General features: G+C 37.0%; 15 protein-coding genes and 1 tRNA gene. 12 read left to right on the top strand and 4 right to left on the bottom strand.

Annotated elements, in window-relative coordinates; translation table 11 throughout:
* Positions 1-426: 426 nt before the first annotated feature.
* The 3 genes from AAE02nite_RS05260 to AAE02nite_RS05250 form a co-directional block, all read right to left on the bottom strand.
* A complete protein-coding gene (locus AAE02nite_RS05260) occupies positions 427-1,101 on the bottom strand; it encodes an RNA polymerase sigma-70 factor (protein WP_146895630.1) in 675 nt (224 codons plus the stop codon).
* A 441-nt stretch (positions 1,102-1,542) separates the two neighbouring features.
* On the bottom strand, positions 1,543-2,592 hold the full coding sequence (locus AAE02nite_RS05255; protein WP_146895628.1) for a FecR family protein: 1,050 nt from the start codon (positions 2,590-2,592) through the stop codon (positions 1,543-1,545).
* A gap of 706 nt (positions 2,593-3,298) precedes the next feature.
* Positions 3,299-3,358: transfer RNA gene (locus AAE02nite_RS05250), tRNA-OTHER, on the bottom strand.
* 141 nt (positions 3,359-3,499) lie between these two features.
* On the opposite strand from AAE02nite_RS05250, the gene AAE02nite_RS05245 reads away from it, so the two are divergent.
* The 7 genes from AAE02nite_RS05245 (at position 3,500) to AAE02nite_RS05215 (ending at position 9,894) form a co-directional block, all read left to right on the top strand.
* Positions 3,500-4,801 carry a site-specific integrase gene (locus AAE02nite_RS05245; RefSeq protein ID WP_146895626.1) on the top strand — a complete coding sequence of 434 codons (1,302 nt, stop codon included), beginning with the start codon at positions 3,500-3,502 and terminating at the stop codon, positions 4,799-4,801.
* Positions 4,801-6,195 (top strand): hypothetical protein, encoded by a 1,395-nt coding sequence (locus AAE02nite_RS05240; protein ID WP_146895624.1) that lies wholly within the window; start codon positions 4,801-4,803, stop codon positions 6,193-6,195. The genes AAE02nite_RS05245 and AAE02nite_RS05240 overlap by 1 nt, the downstream gene beginning before the upstream one ends.
* Positions 6,196-6,304: 109 nt before the next feature.
* The gene (locus AAE02nite_RS05235) at positions 6,305-6,652 is read left to right on the top strand and encodes a helix-turn-helix domain-containing protein (RefSeq protein ID WP_146895622.1); all 348 of its coding nucleotides are present in this window, start codon (positions 6,305-6,307) and stop codon (positions 6,650-6,652) included.
* A gap of 2 nt (positions 6,653-6,654) precedes the next feature.
* Entirely contained in the window at positions 6,655-6,879 is a 225-nt protein-coding gene (locus AAE02nite_RS05230) for a hypothetical protein (protein WP_146895620.1), read from the top strand.
* 2 nt (positions 6,880-6,881) lie between these two features.
* On the top strand, positions 6,882-7,424 hold the full coding sequence (locus tag AAE02nite_RS05225; protein WP_146895618.1) for a hypothetical protein: 543 nt from the start codon (positions 6,882-6,884) through the stop codon (positions 7,422-7,424).
* Complete coding sequence (locus tag AAE02nite_RS05220) at positions 7,421-8,179, top strand: LvrA C-terminal domain-related protein (protein ID WP_146895616.1); 759 nt, start codon at positions 7,421-7,423, stop codon at positions 8,177-8,179. The genes AAE02nite_RS05225 and AAE02nite_RS05220 overlap by 4 nt, the downstream gene beginning before the upstream one ends.
* Positions 8,179-9,894, top strand: a complete 1,716-nt coding sequence (locus tag AAE02nite_RS05215) for a toprim domain-containing protein (RefSeq protein WP_146895614.1) — start codon at positions 8,179-8,181, stop codon at positions 9,892-9,894. The genes AAE02nite_RS05220 and AAE02nite_RS05215 overlap by 1 nt, the downstream gene beginning before the upstream one ends.
* A 240-nt stretch (positions 9,895-10,134) precedes the next feature.
* Here AAE02nite_RS05215 and AAE02nite_RS05210 read toward each other — a convergent pair whose 3' ends face one another.
* Entirely contained in the window at positions 10,135-10,428 is a 294-nt protein-coding gene (locus tag AAE02nite_RS05210) for a hypothetical protein (protein WP_146895612.1), read from the bottom strand.
* Positions 10,429-10,528: 100 nt separating this feature from the next.
* Between AAE02nite_RS05210 and AAE02nite_RS05205 the strand changes: the two genes are divergently transcribed.
* From AAE02nite_RS05205 to AAE02nite_RS05185, 5 genes are all read left to right on the top strand, one after another.
* Positions 10,529-10,774 (top strand): helix-turn-helix domain-containing protein, encoded by a 246-nt coding sequence (locus AAE02nite_RS05205; RefSeq protein ID WP_146895610.1) that lies wholly within the window; start codon positions 10,529-10,531, stop codon positions 10,772-10,774.
* 844 nt (positions 10,775-11,618) lie between these two features.
* Positions 11,619-12,485, top strand: coding sequence for an AAA family ATPase (locus AAE02nite_RS05200; protein WP_146895608.1), 867 nt, complete (start codon positions 11,619-11,621; stop codon positions 12,483-12,485).
* A 1-nt stretch (position 12,486) separates the two neighbouring features.
* Positions 12,487-13,482: a DUF3871 family protein gene (locus AAE02nite_RS05195; RefSeq protein WP_146895606.1), complete on the top strand. Its 996-nt coding sequence runs from the start codon at positions 12,487-12,489 to the stop codon at positions 13,480-13,482.
* A gap of 440 nt (positions 13,483-13,922) precedes the next feature.
* Positions 13,923-16,613, top strand: coding sequence for a hypothetical protein (locus AAE02nite_RS05190; protein ID WP_146895604.1), 2,691 nt, complete (start codon positions 13,923-13,925; stop codon positions 16,611-16,613).
* Positions 16,614-16,619: 6 nt separating this feature from the next.
* A complete protein-coding gene (locus AAE02nite_RS05185) occupies positions 16,620-17,615 on the top strand; it encodes a collagen binding domain-containing protein (RefSeq protein WP_146895602.1) in 996 nt (331 codons plus the stop codon).
* Positions 17,616-17,621 lie beyond the last annotated feature (6 nt).

Below are 17,621 nucleotides of genomic sequence, written 5' to 3'. Positions count from 1 at the left end.
GGAAAAGCTGCCATGTTAATTAAAGACCTTTAACTATAGGTGGTTCGTATTCCATAATTTAAAATTTTAGGTATATAAATTGGAATGAAATATTTTAAATGGAGCCCGGTTAATTATTGAGGCTTATAATATGAAGACACATAACGTCATCAGAAACCCTTACTCTGATTTTATTTTTCCTTAACTTTTTTAGGTTTTTTTTCTCTGAATTATTTTCAAATTATTTAGTAAGCCATTGGCTAAATGGCAACTAATTGCTGCCTGAATAAAACCTGTGAAGGATTGTAGAATAAACCTTAATAATATTTTAAAGGAAAGAGTTTGATAATGAAATGAAAGAATAATCTGCTGAGTAGTAGCTAAAATAAATTGTAGCTGGTAATTTTTTTAAAAGAAATGTTGAGGTAAACGCTTGCTTTTAAAAGCTTAAAAAGGTAAAAGGAGCATTATCAAGAGCTTATATTTAGATAATATGCTGCGCAAAAAATGGCTAGCCTTTCTAATTTGCACTTCTATTGTCCGGGGCGAAAGTTGAAGTTCTTCCGCTATCTCGGAATATTTTTTGTTTTCAATGCGGTTCATTAAAAAGATTCGGCGGCACTGGGAAGGGAGTGAATTGATACCTTCTTCAAGACAATTGTAAAGTTCACCGTATTCGGCTATAGCATCAGGTCTTTGATGGTAAGTGTCTGGGAGTTTACCACATTGATCTATATCGTGGGAGCATTTGCCTTCATCGCGTATATAATTTAATGCCCGGTTTCTAACTACCTTATATAAATAAGCCCGGTAAGAAGTTTTAATATTTTGGTAAGAACCACTGGCATATAGTTGATAAAAAATTTCTGAGACTAAATCTTCCGCAATGGCTTGGGAATAAAGCAGTCGAACCGCATGACTGCAAAGGGGCCGATAATAGTGGCGATATAGTAATTCAACTCCTAACTGCGGATCATTGGCAAAAGCATGCCGGATAAATAATTCCTTATCAAGAACAGTAGCCTCCCCACCGCTTGCTTTTGGTTTACTGTCTTCAGAATGAATCGCCGGGCTTTCCTGGTTAACCGAATTAGCAGAGAACAGTCTGGGCTTGCGTTCCATTAGGTTATTTTAAACTATTATATACATTATATAATTTACTGATTCACAGCGTAGAGATCGAACTGTCAGGAAAGAAAAAGCTTTTTATTATTTACTAAATTTAATGAAAGAATATATTAGAAACAAGTGATTTAGAATAGGTTAAGTTTTAATAAATATATTTATTCCCGGTTCTCTTTTTTAATTCTTAATGCCTCCTCTGTTTTTAGATGATAATCCTGCCGGTGTTTACCTTTATAATATTTTATAATTGATTTCTGAAGCAATTCAATTATACTTACAAATCTTATTAAATATTTACTTCCACTTCTAACGCCCTATCGGGGGCTGGTAGAAAAATGCTGGATTATGGTTGTGAAATAATTTAGGTAAAAGCAAAAGGATAAATATATCGTTGCATTTTTAAAAAGTATGGTTTAAGAATAGAAGTCATCAGGTTAGTTAATCAGAACTTTTTCCCGAGATAACAATCCTATTACTTTGTTGGATAACATCCAATTCCAAGGTTTCCGCAAGGGCTTGCAGCAGTTCGTTTACAGAATTACCCTTAAAGGATCCTGATACGGTTTGTTCAGCTACGCGCGAATTTTTAAACCTTATTTCTATCCCATAATTTTCTTCTAATATCTTTTTAATCTCGGCCAGTGAGGTGTTTTCAAAGATAAAACGGCCCTGTTGCCAGGCAGCAAAGTTTTCAGGATGCAGTACCTTTTCTACCTCTAAGGTTTTATGAATTGGATCTACGGTAGTTAATTCACCCGGAAGCATACTAACCGTTTTTTCCTGCTCAGCTGATTGCTCATAGGTCACTTTTACTTTCCCTTTATATAACCCCACTTTAGTACCTCTCTCACGGGAAAAAACATTGAATTCAGTTCCAAGAACTTCTACTTTTAAAGGCCCTTCGGTTAAAACAATAAATTTCTGATCGTCAGGCGTATGCACAATTTTGAAATTTGCCTCTCCTTTTAAAGAAACCTGGCGGCTTAAGTTCCCAAATCCAAAGCGGTATATCTTCAGTTGAGAGTTAGCATTGAGTGTTACTCCGCTACCGTCGGGAAGTGTGATAGTGCTGATTTTTCCATAATCTGTCTGAAAAGTTTTATAAAAAATGAAATCTTTAAAGAACCAAATGTTAAAACCAAGCAGGAATACAATGGATGCGGCAAACAGCAGAGCTACCCGCTTAGGGGTAGGTGCAGCTACTGGGGAATAAGCATATTCGGGATTTGAGTGTTCTGTTACCTTAACAGGCTCAATTTCTGTATTGGGTTTTCCCGAAATTCTCCGTCTAAACTTTTTTATTGCTTCCTTTACATCCGCCTCGTAGTTGAGGTTACCTAGTTCCCACTCGTGAACGCATTCATAAAAGAACTCTTCATTTTCAGGCTCGTTCATCCAATCTTCAATCCGTTGCTTTTGTAAAGAAGTGGCTTTGCCTTCAAAGTAGGTGAACAATAATTCTTTAGTAACAGAATTTTTTAATGACATGATGCCGAAACGTTAATTTACCTGTTTCTAAAGAGGTAGACACTTAACCTTATGCAAAACCCTTATTCCAATAAAAACTTTTTAAACAAATGGTACCAGTATAGCATGCCCTATATTTTCTGGGATAAAAAATAATTTTTAAAATAATTCAAAAGAAGAAATCAAAGAGTTATATTATTTTGATGGTACCTATTAAGGCATTTTAAAAATGCAGTAAGTATTAAATATAAAGTAAACAGGAATTACAAAAGTTATTCAAGATAGGCAGTAGTTGTTGTTAAGTTAAATATTTAAGGACTGGTATAGATTTTAAAATTTGCATTGTAACCCTACCAACCGGGCATGTTAGCAGAGCAGTAGCAATTCTTTGGTTAAATACCAACTTTTTTACCCGGGCCAGCTACTTTCACAATCCTCTAAATTTTTACAGAACATTTCAATATCATTTCATGCTAGATTAGTTAAAAGAAATAAATTCTGCCTGCGATAGGTGAGTAGTTTTACCAAAAATTACCTGAAGTATTTAGAATAGTAAGGTGAGTTTCCATGTTTAATTTAGGAGGTAAATGCTATCTGCAATAAAAATGGGTGGGTTTGCAGATTGCAATGTGGTGCTGAAAGGAATTAAAGCGTTATACTAATGTGCAAGTTGTGCAAAAAAAAAAGCACTTACCGAATTTCTTCATGTAAGTGCTTTTTATGAATGTGGGGCGTACTGGATTCGAACCAGTGACCCCCTGCTTGTAAGGCACGCCTTGCAGCCTAATTGCTGGTAAGCCTTATTTGCAAAACCTATGTTTTATGGCAATTTAAGTACTTTTGTTATATATTCAATTATTGTTGTTTCTAGTTATTCTGGTGAAAAGTATGCAAATTGTATGCAAATTTAATCCCTTGCATACAAGATATGGTAGGAGTAAGCACCGCAATTATATTAGATACTAGAAGAGCTTTAACTGATGGAACCTATCCAATAAAGTTGAGAATTACTCATCAGCGAAAGCAAAAATATTTTCCTACAGATTTTTCGCTTTCAGAAACCGACTTCGCTAAAACAAAAACAGATAATCCAAGGGGAAAAGCGAAAGAATTGCAGATAGCTTTCCAAGCTATTGAGCAACAGGCAATTAAGGTTATTAAAAAACTGTCTATTTTTACCATCGAAGCTTTTGAGAAGCACTATCTTAACACTGCAGCAAAAGATGATGTATTTTCTGCTTTTGACCATTCTATTGCATGTCTGACAAAAGAAGAACAGGTTGGTACTGCCGGCACTTACGAAAATGCTAGCATATCCTTATTAGCTTTTATTAATAAACAACCTTTAACCAGTAATAAGGGATTAACCAAGAAAGAAGCTAAAGCAAGGCGAGAGGCTTTATTAAAGAAACGTAAGCCTTTATTATTTTCAACAATAACGCCTGATTTTTTAAAAGAGTATGAACGCTGGATGCTGGCCGGAGGGAAATCACTCACTACTATTAGCATATATGTAAGGGCCCTGCGGACCTTATTCAATGAATCTATTGCGGCAGGCGATGTACACCAGGATCTTTATCCTTTTGGGAAAAGAAAATACCAGGTGCCGGCCGGCCGTAATGTTAAGAAAGCCCTACCTTTGGCAGAAATTGAAAAGATATTTGTCTATGAGCCCCGCCATGATAGCGAAGCCCAAGCCCGGGACCTATGGTTATTCTCTTACTTGTGTAATGGGATTAACATAAAGGATATTGCCCGTTTAAAATACCGCCAGATACAAAAGGGTTCAATTATTTTCATTCGAGCTAAAACTGAAAGAACCACTCGTCAAAATTTAAAACCAATAATAGTTATACTTACCCCTGAAGTAGAGCAGATAATCAAAAAGTGGGGTAACAAGCCAATTTATCCAGAAGCTTACGTTTTTCCAATTCTTAAGGAAGGATTAACACCAGAAAAGGAATTAGCAGTTGTAAAGCAAGCTACAAAAACAATAAACAAGTATATAAAGCGAATAGGTGCCACAATAGGAATTGAAGGGAATATCTCAACTTATACCGCTAGACATTCTTATGCTACCGTATTAAAAAGAGCCGGTGTATCTACGGCGTTTATTTCTGAATCTTTAGGGCATGGCACTGAAAGAACTACCCAAAATTATTTAGATAGCTTTGAGGATGAAGTGAAGCGTGAATTTACAAGCTATTTAACAGCCTTTAAAAGTAAATAATGCATTATAAACAATCAGTTAAGATTTATAAGCAAAGTACAATGAACGGCAAGTATTTTGAAAAGGGTTATGAACATTATTTTAACATCGAACCCCTAAAAGGTTACCAAAGACATGAAGGTTTTCCTGAATGCTGTCCATTTCATAAGAAGTTACTTAATTATATAAACAGAAGTGAATATTATTACAATAATGAACTTTCAAATTCAGAACCTATAAAGATACCATTTGAGGCCTTAAGGGAAAGGATATTTGACCAGTTATCGTTCACGGAACATCATATTGTTAATCGGATAAATGATTTAAATTGGTGTGAGGATATAAAGGACTATATATATTATAATGCAATTAGCCTTGACATTATTAAAGGGTTTAAATATTATCTTAGGGGGGTTGGGCACTTCTTAGAGCTTAATAAAGCTATACCCTTTGAAAAGAAAAAAGAACTGATAAGCTATGTTGAGGCCCTTTTAAAACCTGCAGAAGAACATTATAAGGAAGCACAAATCAATATTGAAATCTTCAGTAAATGGTTTAGAATATTTCCAGCGATAATTAGAAACCTAACTGAGGTTGGATGGAGTGGGTTAGAGTTTCCTAAAATTTACATTAAAGAAAAACGATTTAATATTTATTTAGGTGAAGAAGTAATAGAATTCAATACTAAGCAGGATGTTTTGAAGGCATTAATTCAAGCTACTACTTTTTTGTGTGAAAGTGTAGATACGGTTAAACTTTTTCAAGAAAATAAATTATCCCATCTAGATAAATTAGAGATAATCAATGCAGCACATAGGTTAAAACAAGCCAAATTGTTGGGCGAATATTGTAACATAGAAATAAAGTACATTGAAATATTAAATCAATGGTTAACTAACGAAAAGCAATATTTTGAAGATATTACGCCTTATTTAGAGAAAGCATCTTCCAAAATCAACCCTTCTGTAGTATCCCTTAAAAACCTTACTATAGAGAGTCCAACCACTAGCTCAGAAATAGAGGAGAAACTAGAGGCACTATCCAATGCTGAGAATAAGCATTGGAAAGGAGTGCCTATGAAAGAAGTCATCAATCATTTTCGCGTGTTTATGGAAAGGAAAAGTAAAAATGGCAAACCTTTTCTTACTCCCGAACAATTTATAAGTTTTATAGAACGGGCTTTTTTAGGAAAGCTAGAAATTCCTAAACAGGAAATAAACTGTATTCCAATAGGTGAGAAGGGGTTCGTAATTCTAAGGTTTTATGAATATTATTATTTAGCAACTGATGAATATAAGGATATTATAGAAAAAGATAAATACATAAAATTAGTGACTGATAACTTAGCTAATGAATGGGAGTATGATAGTGTAATGTACTACTTTAAACCTAATATGGTAAAGAAAAAATGGTAAGTCTTATCTGATTTCTTATCCGCCTTATCTGAATTCTTATCCGTCTTATCCATTTCAAACCAAATCCCGAACAACGCTATATTATTGTAACATAATTTAATAATTAATTATGTTTACAAAGAATCCTACATTTGAAGAACTACCCAAAGCGGTAAGCCTCCTCCTGGTAAAGCTGGACCACATCGAACAGCTTTTACTCCAAAACACCTCCAATTCCAATTCAGTATCTGAACAACCCCTCTCCGTTCAGGAAGCAGCCAAATTCCTCAATCTGGCAGTTCCAACAGTTTACACATTAGTAAGCCAGCAAATTCTGCCTTATTCAAAGAAGTCTAAGAGGCTTTATTTCAGTAAACAAGATTTAACGGAATGGATTCAATCAGGCAGAAAGAAGACCATTTCAGAAATCCAAGCAGAAGCAACGGCTTATCTGCCAACTAAAAAAAGGAGGGGATAGTCATGCTGAAGAAAACCCACAATCTCCTCAATTCTTTATTCTTCCCTAGTAAAGTTAAATTAAAAACAAATAGAGTTGAATTAATAACAGAAATTCATAAGGCTGAACCTATGCTCAATAAGTACTGGTCTGAAACTGAACTACATGATTACTTTGAAAGTAATGGCATTTCAACAAAGGACTTAAAGTGGTATTTGGCAAAAATTAAGAAAAGGGGGAGGAAGTAATTGTGGACACTTATCCAAACCTTTCCCGTTCTCAGCAAAAGCAAATTTTTCAATACCTATTCCCATCCTTTCAAGAATATGAGACTCCCTTCTATTATGGGGATAGTTCTTTATACCGAGCTGTTATCGAAACCTGGGGATTGAAAGACCACCTCTTTTTGCAGCTTTGGGCGGATGAACAATATCATCGTACTCCCTGCCGGTATAACGGCGAAACTGCCAGCAGAAAGAAGAATGTGTTTGAAACTGTGCAATATTTCTTCCCCAGCGCTTCAGATGCAGATGTGTGGGCCATCATTCAACAAATTCTCAACAGCAAAAGAAGCTTAGTTAGAGTGTCCCGACCCGCAGGTATTTACCAACCTTCCTTTATTCCTATGTTTACGCCTTTCACTAAGCAGGAAGATGTAGCAGATGATTTCCTTGCTGACTTCGGCCAGTTTAAAGGTTATCACCCTTCCTGGGCTTTAAACTATCTCGATGGCCGGAGGAAAAAAAGGCAGCAACAAAATAATGTAACCCTCTTTAATTTAATTGAAGCATGAAGGCCCCAGCATTTCAATTATATGTCCCCGATTTTTTATCATCAACCAAGGTGACTTTAATGACCACAGAGCAGGTTGGGGCCTATGTACTACTCTTATGCCATGCCTGGATGGATGAAGATTGTTCCATTCCGGATAATGACGAGTTGTTGGCTCGTCTTACCCGAATGGGTCAAGGGTGGTTAGATGGTGGTTGCCATTTAGTAAAAGATTGCTTTGTACCACATCCTACTAAAGCTGGACGCTTAGTTAATATGCGATTGTTAGAAGAACGGGGTAAGCAGGCAGAGTGGCGCGAAAAAAGCTCAGCAGGTGGTAAAAAATCTGCCCAAAAGCGCAAAGAATGGCGGGATAAAGGATTTAACAATTTAAAAGAAGTCAAGGGTGGTTTAACCACCCTTGAACCACCCTTGGTACCAAAAGCCAACATTACAACTCCATCTTCTTCTTCAACTTCTAATAAAATTAATGCTCAAAGCGACCAAGTCGCCCGAGAGAATGATTTTCATAAGTTTTGGAATGCCTATAATAAAAAGGTAGGAAAAAAGAAGTGCCAAGATTTCTGGAATAAGCTTTCTGATGTAACCAAAGAGAAAATAATTAAAGCCCTTCCTGCCTACATTAATAAAACCCCTGATATTAATTTTCGCAAAGACCCTCTCACTTGGCTCCGTGGCGAGCATTGGCAAGATGATTTAACAATCCCCTTAATGCCATCCTCCTCTAATCCCTTATTTCTAAAAATGGTTATTTAATGAGCTCTTTTTCTAGTTGGTCCGAAGCCGGTATAGATACTAAAGGCCGGACAACAGGTAGTATAAAAGTAAAGTGTCCCCAATGTCCACCTGACAGAGGAAATCCCCGCGATACCAGTTTATCGGTAAATTTAGATTTAAAGGTTTGGAACTGCCATTACTGTAAGTTTGCTGGTGTTATCAAGAATACGCTTTATGGGCGGGAAAAAAAACCAAAACGGATTTACCAGAAGCCTAGCTTTATACCAGCAGCACCCACCGAAACCATGGTTCGCTGGTTTAAAGAAAAGCGGGGTATTACCCTAGAAACATTAGCGAGGTTTGGTATTAGCCCCATTGAGAAATTTACGCCTTTAACGGGCAAAAAGGAACTACACGTTGCTTTTCCTTACAAAAAGAATGGCGAGGTAGTTAATGTTAAAAGCCGTTTTGAGTGCCGCCAGCAATCAGGCGAAAAACAAAAGTCCTTTACCCTGGAAAAAGATTGTGAACTTCCTTTCTATAACATAGATGCCATACAGGAGCAATCCGTTTGTGTTATCACAGAAGGGGAAGTAGATGCTATTACCGTATTTCAGGAGATGGATTTACCAGCAATTTCTGTTCCAACGGGAGCGAGTAAAGAAGACCAGAAGCAAAAGCTGGAATGCCTGGACATTGACTGGGAAAAATTCTCTGAGATTACCACATTTGTCCTGGCTACGGATAATGATTCACCCGGTATAGCGCTGCGCATTGAACTGGCTCGCCGATTAGGCAAAGAAAATTGTTATTATGTTGAATATCCCGCTGATTGTAAGGATATAAATGAGGTGCTGGTAAAACATGGTTCTGCTGCGGTAAGACAGGTCTTTGCCAATTATAAACCATTCCCCATTGAAGGTATCATAACCGTAGCGGATATGGAATCCGAAATAGATAACCTCTACGAAAATGGCTATCCCAAAGGAGAAAGCATTGGGTTCCCTGTATTTGATACGCTATTGACTTTCCGGCCGGGAGAAGTTACCACCATTACGGGCATTCCTGGACACGGTAAGTCAGAGTTCCTGGATGAGATTCTGCTAAAGTTAACCCAGAAAGGTTGGTCGCATGGAATATATTCGGCCGAAACTCCCCCCACTATCCATTTTGTTAAACTGGCGGAGCGCTACGTTGGGAAAAAGTTTTATCATCCCGATGCTAAGCAGAAAATGTCTCTGGACGAAGCTAAGCAGGCGAAGGATTGTATTAACCAGCATTTTTACTTTATAAACGAGCAGGAGGTGGAAACTTCTGTAGATGGACTACTAGCGAAAGCAAAAGAGTTAGTGCAGCGAAAAGGCATTAAAAGCTTTGTCATTGACCCTTATAACTGCATCGACCATCGACGCCCGATAAATATGAGTGAAACCGAGTACGTCAGCCTAGTTTACTCTAAACTCGTCAAATTTGCCCTGCATCATGATGTCCATGTATTTTTAGTGGCCCATCCGGCAAAACAATCAAAGGACCCACAAACGGGTAAATACGAAGTTCCTACTATGTACTCTATTTCGGGTTCGGCTAACTTCTTCAATAAGACGCACAATGGACTTTGCGTTTACCGGCATATGGACCAGAACCTGGTTGTCGTTTACGTACAGAAGGTAAAATTTAAATTTATAGGCAAGCTAGGCTTCTCAGCATTTGAATATGACGCGACTAATGGCCGGTATAGCGAAAAGGTTCCATAACCATCCTTCCTAATTCACCTGTAACAAAGAAGGCTCTCTAACCAGATAAGGTTACCAAGAATGGAATTTAGCCCTATTCATCTGGGATAGGGTTAATTTTTCTTGAAAGATAAGCGGATTCAAAACATTTCAGTCAATTTTGTATAAAGTACTATCCTTTAGTTTTCTTGCTAGCCCAATGGACCTATATTGGAAGTAGTTTAAAGCACCACTTGTTTAGTAGTAAGTGCCTGCCAAGTACTAGGAATTAGCTGCTTTCATTTGATATACACCCAAGCTGATACTTGCTTTGCCAGGACTGTTACTTCCTTTGTCGCTATACACAAGGCGGAATCTTTGGTTTAACGGGTATTTCATAACCAACACTTCCTTGAACTTGTTATTGTAGCCGAAAGTAGACTCGACTTGCCGATTTGCTTCGATGGCATTCCGGAAAATCCTCTGAAACCTTAACCCATCGGCTTTACTTTCAATCTCTGCATCCATGAAGAAGCCATCTTTACCGGTATCTTCATAGTTATAAATCTTTAACATGTGGTTCCTATAAAAATTATGACTGACCAAAGATAAAGAAAAATCCTTTACACAGCATGCATGCTGTGTTGTAAATTTATTTTTGTCGTGATTTTGCTAAGTGGAAACCATAGACGAAAATACTTTTCTAAAGAATTTCGGCCAGAACTTAAAGCGGCTTCGGATTGCAAAGCACCTTACACAAGCTAATGTAGCCTTTGAGGCTAACATGTCTGTTTCACAGATTCAACGAATTGAGTATGGTCAGCATAATTTTACCATCCTCACTTTATTGTCCTTATCTAAAGCATTAGATTTGAAACCGGCAGAACTATTGCAGTTTATGGATAAAGATTTAACTAAGTAAACTAAATAGATTACAGGCTTTTAGCCAAAGCCACACCCAGCTTTAGGGAGTACTTACCAGTTTAAGGAAGGCATATTTCTTTCATAGCAATTCTACTATTAAGTTAATCGTTCTTACTTTGGAAGAAACAGGTAATGAGTAACTACCTGCGGGTTAAACACCCCTAGGTACTTATGTAAACCACCCCCATCGGAAATTTTGCACAAACAAGAAATTTTATACATTCCCCATTTTAACATCTCACGAATATTTATTTCAAGTGGAATCGGTCAGTAGTTATCTGGGAAAACAGAAAACTCGATTTTTGTGAACAGCTTGCCAAGTACGAAGGCACACCTGCAAACCACCCCCGGTCGAAATAATTAGCACCCCAAAACATTTAGGTTTTCCCCCTCCTATATTCTTGATTAATCCTTTTCTGGATACACAAAATATATCAGCATGTAATAACAACGTAATTCAATCTATACAGACCTTTAATTGAATTCACAATTGTACACGGTAGCGAAGTAGACGGACTCATTTTCCCCCTCCTGCATTCTTGAGTTTTCTTGCTCTCTACTGCTGCACGCGATGGTACCCACGACCAAATGGGTCCTGGTCAATTGTGCCCATAAAATAGTCTACTTGTTGGGTTGTAATAACTATAGCGCGAGAGCCTGACCTATTTTTTCCACGCACCTTGCTACTGGGATAGTCTGCTCCCTAAGTATTACTTTCTCCTGCTCTTCATTTCTATAACATGTTTTACATAGGCCCAAGCTTAGGCTTGGTACAGCGAACATGACTGTATTTCCCCTCACTATATCTAACCTTAATCTTTAATCTTTAATCTAAATTTTTTATGCAACTACAAAAAGCAAAGCGGACGCAGGCCAGAATACGCCTGTGCCTACAAGGGCCCTCGGGCTCTGGTAAAACTTACAGTGCCTTACTCCTAGCCTTTGGCTTATGCGGGGACTGGGCCAAGATTGCCGTCATTGATACGGAATATGGTTCGGCTTCTCTTTACTCACACCTGGGAGAATATAACGTCTTATCCTTACATGAACCTTTCTCCCCGGAGAAATACATGGAAGCCTTACAGGTATGCCAAAGCGCCGGCATGGAAGTGGTCATCATTGATGGTATTTCCTTCGAGTGGGAGTTCTTACTGGATTACCACGGCAGCTTAGCTGGTAACAGCTTTACTAACTGGAGTAAAGTTACGCCCCGCCACAACAAATTTGTGCAATCCATTTTACAGTCCTCCTGTCACGTGATAGCTACTGCCCGCACGAAGCAGGATTATGTGCTGGTGGATAAAAATGGCCGCATGGTACCCGAGAAAGTACAGCTTAAAACCATCCAGCGGGACGGCATAGACTACGAGTTTACCTTAGTCTTTGACCTGGACATGAAAAACAATGCCGTAGCTTCCAAAGACCGCACCAGCCTCTTTCAGGGTAAACCCGAACAAAAGCTTTCTGCCGAAACCGGTAAGCAAATATTACAGTGGTGCCTTAGTGCAGTGCCGGAGCCTGGTATGGATGATGAGACTATCCGGCAGCAGATAGGTCAATGTGCTAGCCTGGAGGAACTCACTGCCATTTTCCACCGCATATCTAATGAACAGAAGAAAACGCTGCTCAATGCTTTTCAGCAACAAAAGCAATTTATTCAACAATCAACTTTACTAACCAATCAACTTCTAAACCAAACAATTAATTAAAATGGAAACACTACCAACACTCTCTAGGGTTAACAGACCCACCTTAATGCATCTTAACACTGAGCTGGACGAACAATCCAGCTCTCGTGCTTTTATAGAGGCCAACACCACAGCCATGTCGTTCCGGGAAATTAGACAAGACCACATCATTCCGGTGTTCGTCAAAGATAATGAGCCGCTGATTAGCCAGTCTGATTTCATTATGGCTACACAGGAAGTGGTGACAGACCTGTTCCGGGGAGAGCAGATTCTACAGCCCCAGATACGGGTATCACACCCAATAAAAGGGCGTATCCCAGATGCGAAAGATAAACCAGCTAATCAGCTACAAGAATGGGAACGCACCATTTACTACGAGCGGATGATGTTCTGTTTAGAGATTCCGACCATTATGGATACCATAGATGGAAACACCTTAACCTTAATGGTTGGAGGAGTAAAAGCTTATAACCAGGACAACCTCTACAACAAGAAAGGAGCATCTGAGCACTTTAAGCTATTTATTGGCTTCAAGAACCTGGTGTGCACCAACCTATGTGTTCGTACTGATGGGTACTTGGCTGATTTGAAGGTGACAGGTCTGGACCAGCTCCGTTCGGGTATATACCGGCTGCTGGACAGCTATGACCAGCACAAACACCTGCGGCAGATGCAAACCTTAACCGAGTACGCCATCACAGAGCAGCAGTTCGCGCATTTGTTAGGTCGCTGCCGGATGTACGCCTATCTGCCAGGGGAAGAGAAAAAGAGTATTCCCCAACTGCTCTACGGAGATTCGCAGCTGAATGCCGTTTGCAATGACTACTACAAAGACAGCAGCTTTTGCCGGCAAGCCGATGGGGACATTAACTTATGGAGGTTATATAACCTTTTTACAGGGGCGAATAAGTCCACTTATATTGACCAGTTTCTGGACCGCTCCGTCAATGCGCTTGATTTTACTACCCAGATGCAGCAGGCACTGGATGGTGAAAATACCAGCTGGTTTTTAAAGTAAATGGTAATTAATTAAATAATGATAAACAGTCCGCTCTCCGGATAGTAGTGCGGGCTGTTTATTTTAAGATTAATAAATAAAAAAGGTGCAATCAATCCAACTAAAATTTAAATCTAAATTAGAAGGGGTTTAGGGGCAATAGTCACTATTGTGGTGTAAGCTTACTTAGTCAGCTTTGCCATTTCCGAAGAATAGATTCTGCTTTACTTGAATAATGCAGCCCTAGAGCTAGGGTATCACAAATAATATGACGGAATTTCACACTTGCTGTAGGAATATTACATATAATTAGGTTATAAAATACCTATATCTAGGTATTTTATAACCTAATTATAGCTTATACATTGTCAAAATTATGAGGTGCACCAGATTTGATAAAATAAGGCACTTAATATGCTACTTTCAAGGTTGAAAAACTCTCACAAAGAAATAAAAACAATATGAAGTTGCTCAAATTTATGATTCTTTTCTTTCTTATTACATTAAAATCTTTGACAGTACTTGGACAAAAAACAATCAATATCCATTTTGATGAGTATGGGAAGGTTAAAAAAAAATCGGCTTTTTATTTAAAAAAAGAAAAGGAGTATAAGTTTATCTTAAGGATAGACAACCCTTCAGAACAGCACAATAACTTTAATAAGTACCTTCAACAGAAATTTAATAATACTTATAAGAATTTATCAGATGAAACAAATCCATTGGTAGCACTCTATGCTTATCTGTGGGGAGATGATTATGAAGTTATAAAGTCAGATATGAAAGAAATTTCAGATATTCTTTCGAAATCTGATGCTGAAGCAACATTAACTGCAACACCAACAGATTTTAAATACCTTCATAGCAAATTCTTTTTAAAAAATAATTTATTCGGTAACATATTTACAGTAAAAGCGGAACCTGGGCTTTCAGGTGTGCCAATAAAACCCCATCCTTCAAGAAGAAAGGATGAATCAAAATCCCCTAGAATAAAGGAGGAGGGCGATGCTGAAAAGGTAGCAGAAGAAGTCATTAAAGTAAATGCAAAACCTGAGCATACAGGTGTTCCAGTGAAACCTGAGCTGACTTGGGGACCTAAAAGTAGCCCATATAATAAGCCAATGTATTTGGAAACTCCTAGTTTTAAAATAAATGATGAATACGAATTGAAGCTTTTAAGCGCAAATCTAAAGGAACAGTTTATACAAAGCTTTTATTCAGAAGGGTTGAAGAATGATATAATAATTAGGAGTGTCAAACCTGGTGTTTTTTATAACAAGGATATTCCCAGTTTCCTTGGTTTAGCAAAATCACTAGAAGAACTAAAAAAATTAATCGAGAAGGAAGATACTTATGTATGTGATGAGATATTAATAAACAATTATGAAGAAATTAAATCCCATTTCGATAATAGCAATATTATAAAAGTATTAAAATCTAATTGGGTAAAACAGTGGATATGGGTAAATGAAGGAATGTTGACAATAAATCCATTTGGGTTTACTGATGAAGATAAACTCAATCTACCCAGAAGTTTTGATGAAGAGGGTGCAAAGAAGTATGATGCTTACCGAGAAAATTCAATTAAATTATTAATTAACTCCAATACTATTAATGAAGGACAGGTAGATCATACAAAGTTTGATAGTCTACTTAATCAAAGTGGTGAAGGTAGGATGGTTTTTACCAAAAGGTACAAAGACAAAGTAGAAACACTTAAGAAAAAGAATACTAATAGTGCAACTGACCAGCAAAAAGTATTCAGTACTATTTCTGTGTTGAGATTTCCTTCCTTAGAAAGAAAGAAAAGTAAGACTGCTTTCCGAATGTATGATGCTTCTAATAAATTAAAAGCAGATTCTTCTAACTTCACCGAGACTATAGGTAATAATGTGCAAGTTAAAGTAGTTGCCTACAATCTTAAACCCAATGAAAAATTTGTCTTATCCGAAAATCCAAAAGAAATCAAAGATGAGTCAACCACAATTGCGAAAATTAACGAAGCCGGTGATGCATTAGCAGGTGTTGCGGGGCTCACTGCGGGCCTTCCAAGTGCCCTTCTTACCTTAGCACAACTAGTAGTCCCAAAGCCGACAGATAAAGTTCCTCCTTTTAATATAGCTATTGGTGAGCAATCCCATAAAAATCTTTCTAATAAAGGTCTTATTGGGAATAAAACTTTAATGATTGAAAAAGATGCTGCTAACCTAAAAATAATAGATGATAAAAATAAGCAAATCCAAGAACAGTTAAAGATTTCATTTTCAATTGATAACTATATTAATGATTTAGGTTTAGACAGCTGCCCTTCCTTGAGGAATGCTTTGATAAAAGAGATAACAAATAGTAATAATAGAGCTTTACTGTTTGAAAATTTAGGAGATGGATTAAATTACTTCCAATCTAGAATAGATGCTATCATTAAACCAGTAATATTGAAATATAACAAAGAGCTGATATTGTATAATATAAATAATCAGCTCGCAGTTATTGAATTTATTAAGAATCAAGAATCTTTTTTATTGCCTCCAGTTAAAATTGATGCAAAAACAGATACTACTGCAAAACACCGGAATTTAGTTGTAGATATTGCCCCTGTAGAAAAGGCAACACGAAAGGATATTCAACTTTCTGTAGTTGACCTTAAATCAAGTAAGGTTATTAGTAGCAAAAAAGATGCTTATAAAACAGCTCCCACTCATTGGGTTGCTGGGAGCATAGGATTAGCATACGTTTTAAATCCTTTCTCCAGGAATGCAGCAACAATTTCAAATGGTATTATTTCTAATACTCGAGATGAGGAACAACTTAGGTTAATAGCTGGTTTAAACTTTTATCCTATTCCAATCATTATGGCAGATGACAGGCCAGTCTGGAAGATGCCTTTTAATCAGAAAATGCTAAGTCGGATATCAATTTTTGGTGGGCTTAGTTTTCCAAAGCCGCTTTACAACCTTCATACAGGATTAGGAATAGATATAGTCCCAGGTGTTAAAATTGGTCATGGGTTCCACTTTTATCGGTTTACCAATTATACTTTGCTAAATAATGAAATAATTAATGAGAAATCAAATTATGTTTATAATGGTTCATACTTCAACTTCAGCCTTGAGCCAACAGCGGTAGTTAAGTTTTTAGGTTTAGTTAAATAGGAAATTATGAAAGGCAATTTTATTCTGCTTTTAATTTTATTGTTTGTTAGCTCTTGTAAAAAAGATGATATTAAAGGTGACTTGTCAGAAAAAGAAAGTATACGTGGGAGGCTATATTTAGTAGACACTTTAACTCAACAAAATGCACCAACTCCTTTATCAAAGAAAAAAGTAACATTATCCTACACATCATCTCCTGATTTGGTTAATTTTTTGTTTTCTACAACAACCGATGATGATGGATATTTCAACTTCATGAATCTAAAGAAAGGTACCTCATATAGAATTCAATATCAAGAAACAGTGGAGAAAGTAGTGTATGCTGCTCTAAAGGATGTAGAAGCTCCACAGGAGGTAATTGTATTAGAAGCAAATATTGCAACCAAAAAACAAAGTGGTTTTCACTTAACCGTTGTGGATCCACAAGGTGAAAAGATTAGTAATGTCAATGTTTGCATTTTTACAAATAAATCAGTTTTTGAGAAGGGCACTTGTGAAACAAGTGATTATCAATTAAAATCGGATGCCAAAGGTCGGGTTTATAAATTTGGAATTACAGAAGGAGATTATTTTGTAAAAGCATCTATTAAGATAGGTGATGTTGATTATTCAGCAACGGACACGATTAAAGTCATTGAAAATAACGTAGAAATTAAAAGTTTAAAACTGGAAAGAGTTGTTCCTATTCCAGTTGGCTTCCAATACACTGTTACTGACACAACAGGGACAAAAATTAGTGGAGTTAATTTATGTGTGTTTATCAGTAGGGTAGTTTTTGGGGGAAGAAGCTGTAGCGGAAGTACTTACCAATTAATCACTGATCATAATGGTAAAGCAAGTAAGTTTGGTCTTAACCCCGGAAAATATTTTGTTTATGGTACAATAAAAACTTACGGTAAAATGAAAACTGATAGCACTATATTTGAGAATATTGATTCTCTTATTGTTGAAGAGAATAAAATAACAAATAGGGAGCTCATCTTAAAAAAATGGATAAAGTAAATCCCT

Source organism: Adhaeribacter aerolatus, assembly GCF_007991635.1.
In the GTDB taxonomy this organism is placed as follows: domain Bacteria; phylum Bacteroidota; class Bacteroidia; order Cytophagales; family Hymenobacteraceae; genus Adhaeribacter; species Adhaeribacter aerolatus.
This window is presented reverse-complemented; position numbering and strand designations above follow the sequence as displayed.

Bases quoted from the DNA above. Each gene is read 5' to 3' on its own strand.
- AAE02nite_RS05260 (WP_146895630.1), bottom strand. From the start codon at position 1,101: ATGGAACGCAAGCCCAGACTGTTCTCTGCTAATTCGGTTAACCAGGAA.
- AAE02nite_RS05255 (WP_146895628.1), bottom strand. From the start codon at position 2,592: ATGTCATTAAAAAATTCTGTTACTAAAGAATTATTGTTCACCTACTTT.
- AAE02nite_RS05245 (WP_146895626.1), top strand. From the start codon at position 3,500: ATGGTAGGAGTAAGCACCGCAATTATATTAGATACTAGAAGAGCTTTA.
- AAE02nite_RS05240 (WP_146895624.1), top strand. From the start codon at position 4,801: ATGCATTATAAACAATCAGTTAAGATTTATAAGCAAAGTACAATGAAC.
- AAE02nite_RS05235 (WP_146895622.1), top strand. From the start codon at position 6,305: ATGTTTACAAAGAATCCTACATTTGAAGAACTACCCAAAGCGGTAAGC.
- AAE02nite_RS05230 (WP_146895620.1), top strand. From the start codon at position 6,655: ATGCTGAAGAAAACCCACAATCTCCTCAATTCTTTATTCTTCCCTAGT.
- AAE02nite_RS05220 (WP_146895616.1), top strand. From the start codon at position 7,421: ATGAAGGCCCCAGCATTTCAATTATATGTCCCCGATTTTTTATCATCA.
- AAE02nite_RS05215 (WP_146895614.1), top strand. From the start codon at position 8,179: ATGAGCTCTTTTTCTAGTTGGTCCGAAGCCGGTATAGATACTAAAGGC.
- AAE02nite_RS05210 (WP_146895612.1), bottom strand. From the start codon at position 10,428: ATGTTAAAGATTTATAACTATGAAGATACCGGTAAAGATGGCTTCTTC.
- AAE02nite_RS05200 (WP_146895608.1), top strand. From the start codon at position 11,619: ATGCAACTACAAAAAGCAAAGCGGACGCAGGCCAGAATACGCCTGTGC.
- AAE02nite_RS05195 (WP_146895606.1), top strand. From the start codon at position 12,487: ATGGAAACACTACCAACACTCTCTAGGGTTAACAGACCCACCTTAATG.
- AAE02nite_RS05190 (WP_146895604.1), top strand. From the start codon at position 13,923: ATGAAGTTGCTCAAATTTATGATTCTTTTCTTTCTTATTACATTAAAA.
- AAE02nite_RS05185 (WP_146895602.1), top strand. From the start codon at position 16,620: ATGAAAGGCAATTTTATTCTGCTTTTAATTTTATTGTTTGTTAGCTCT.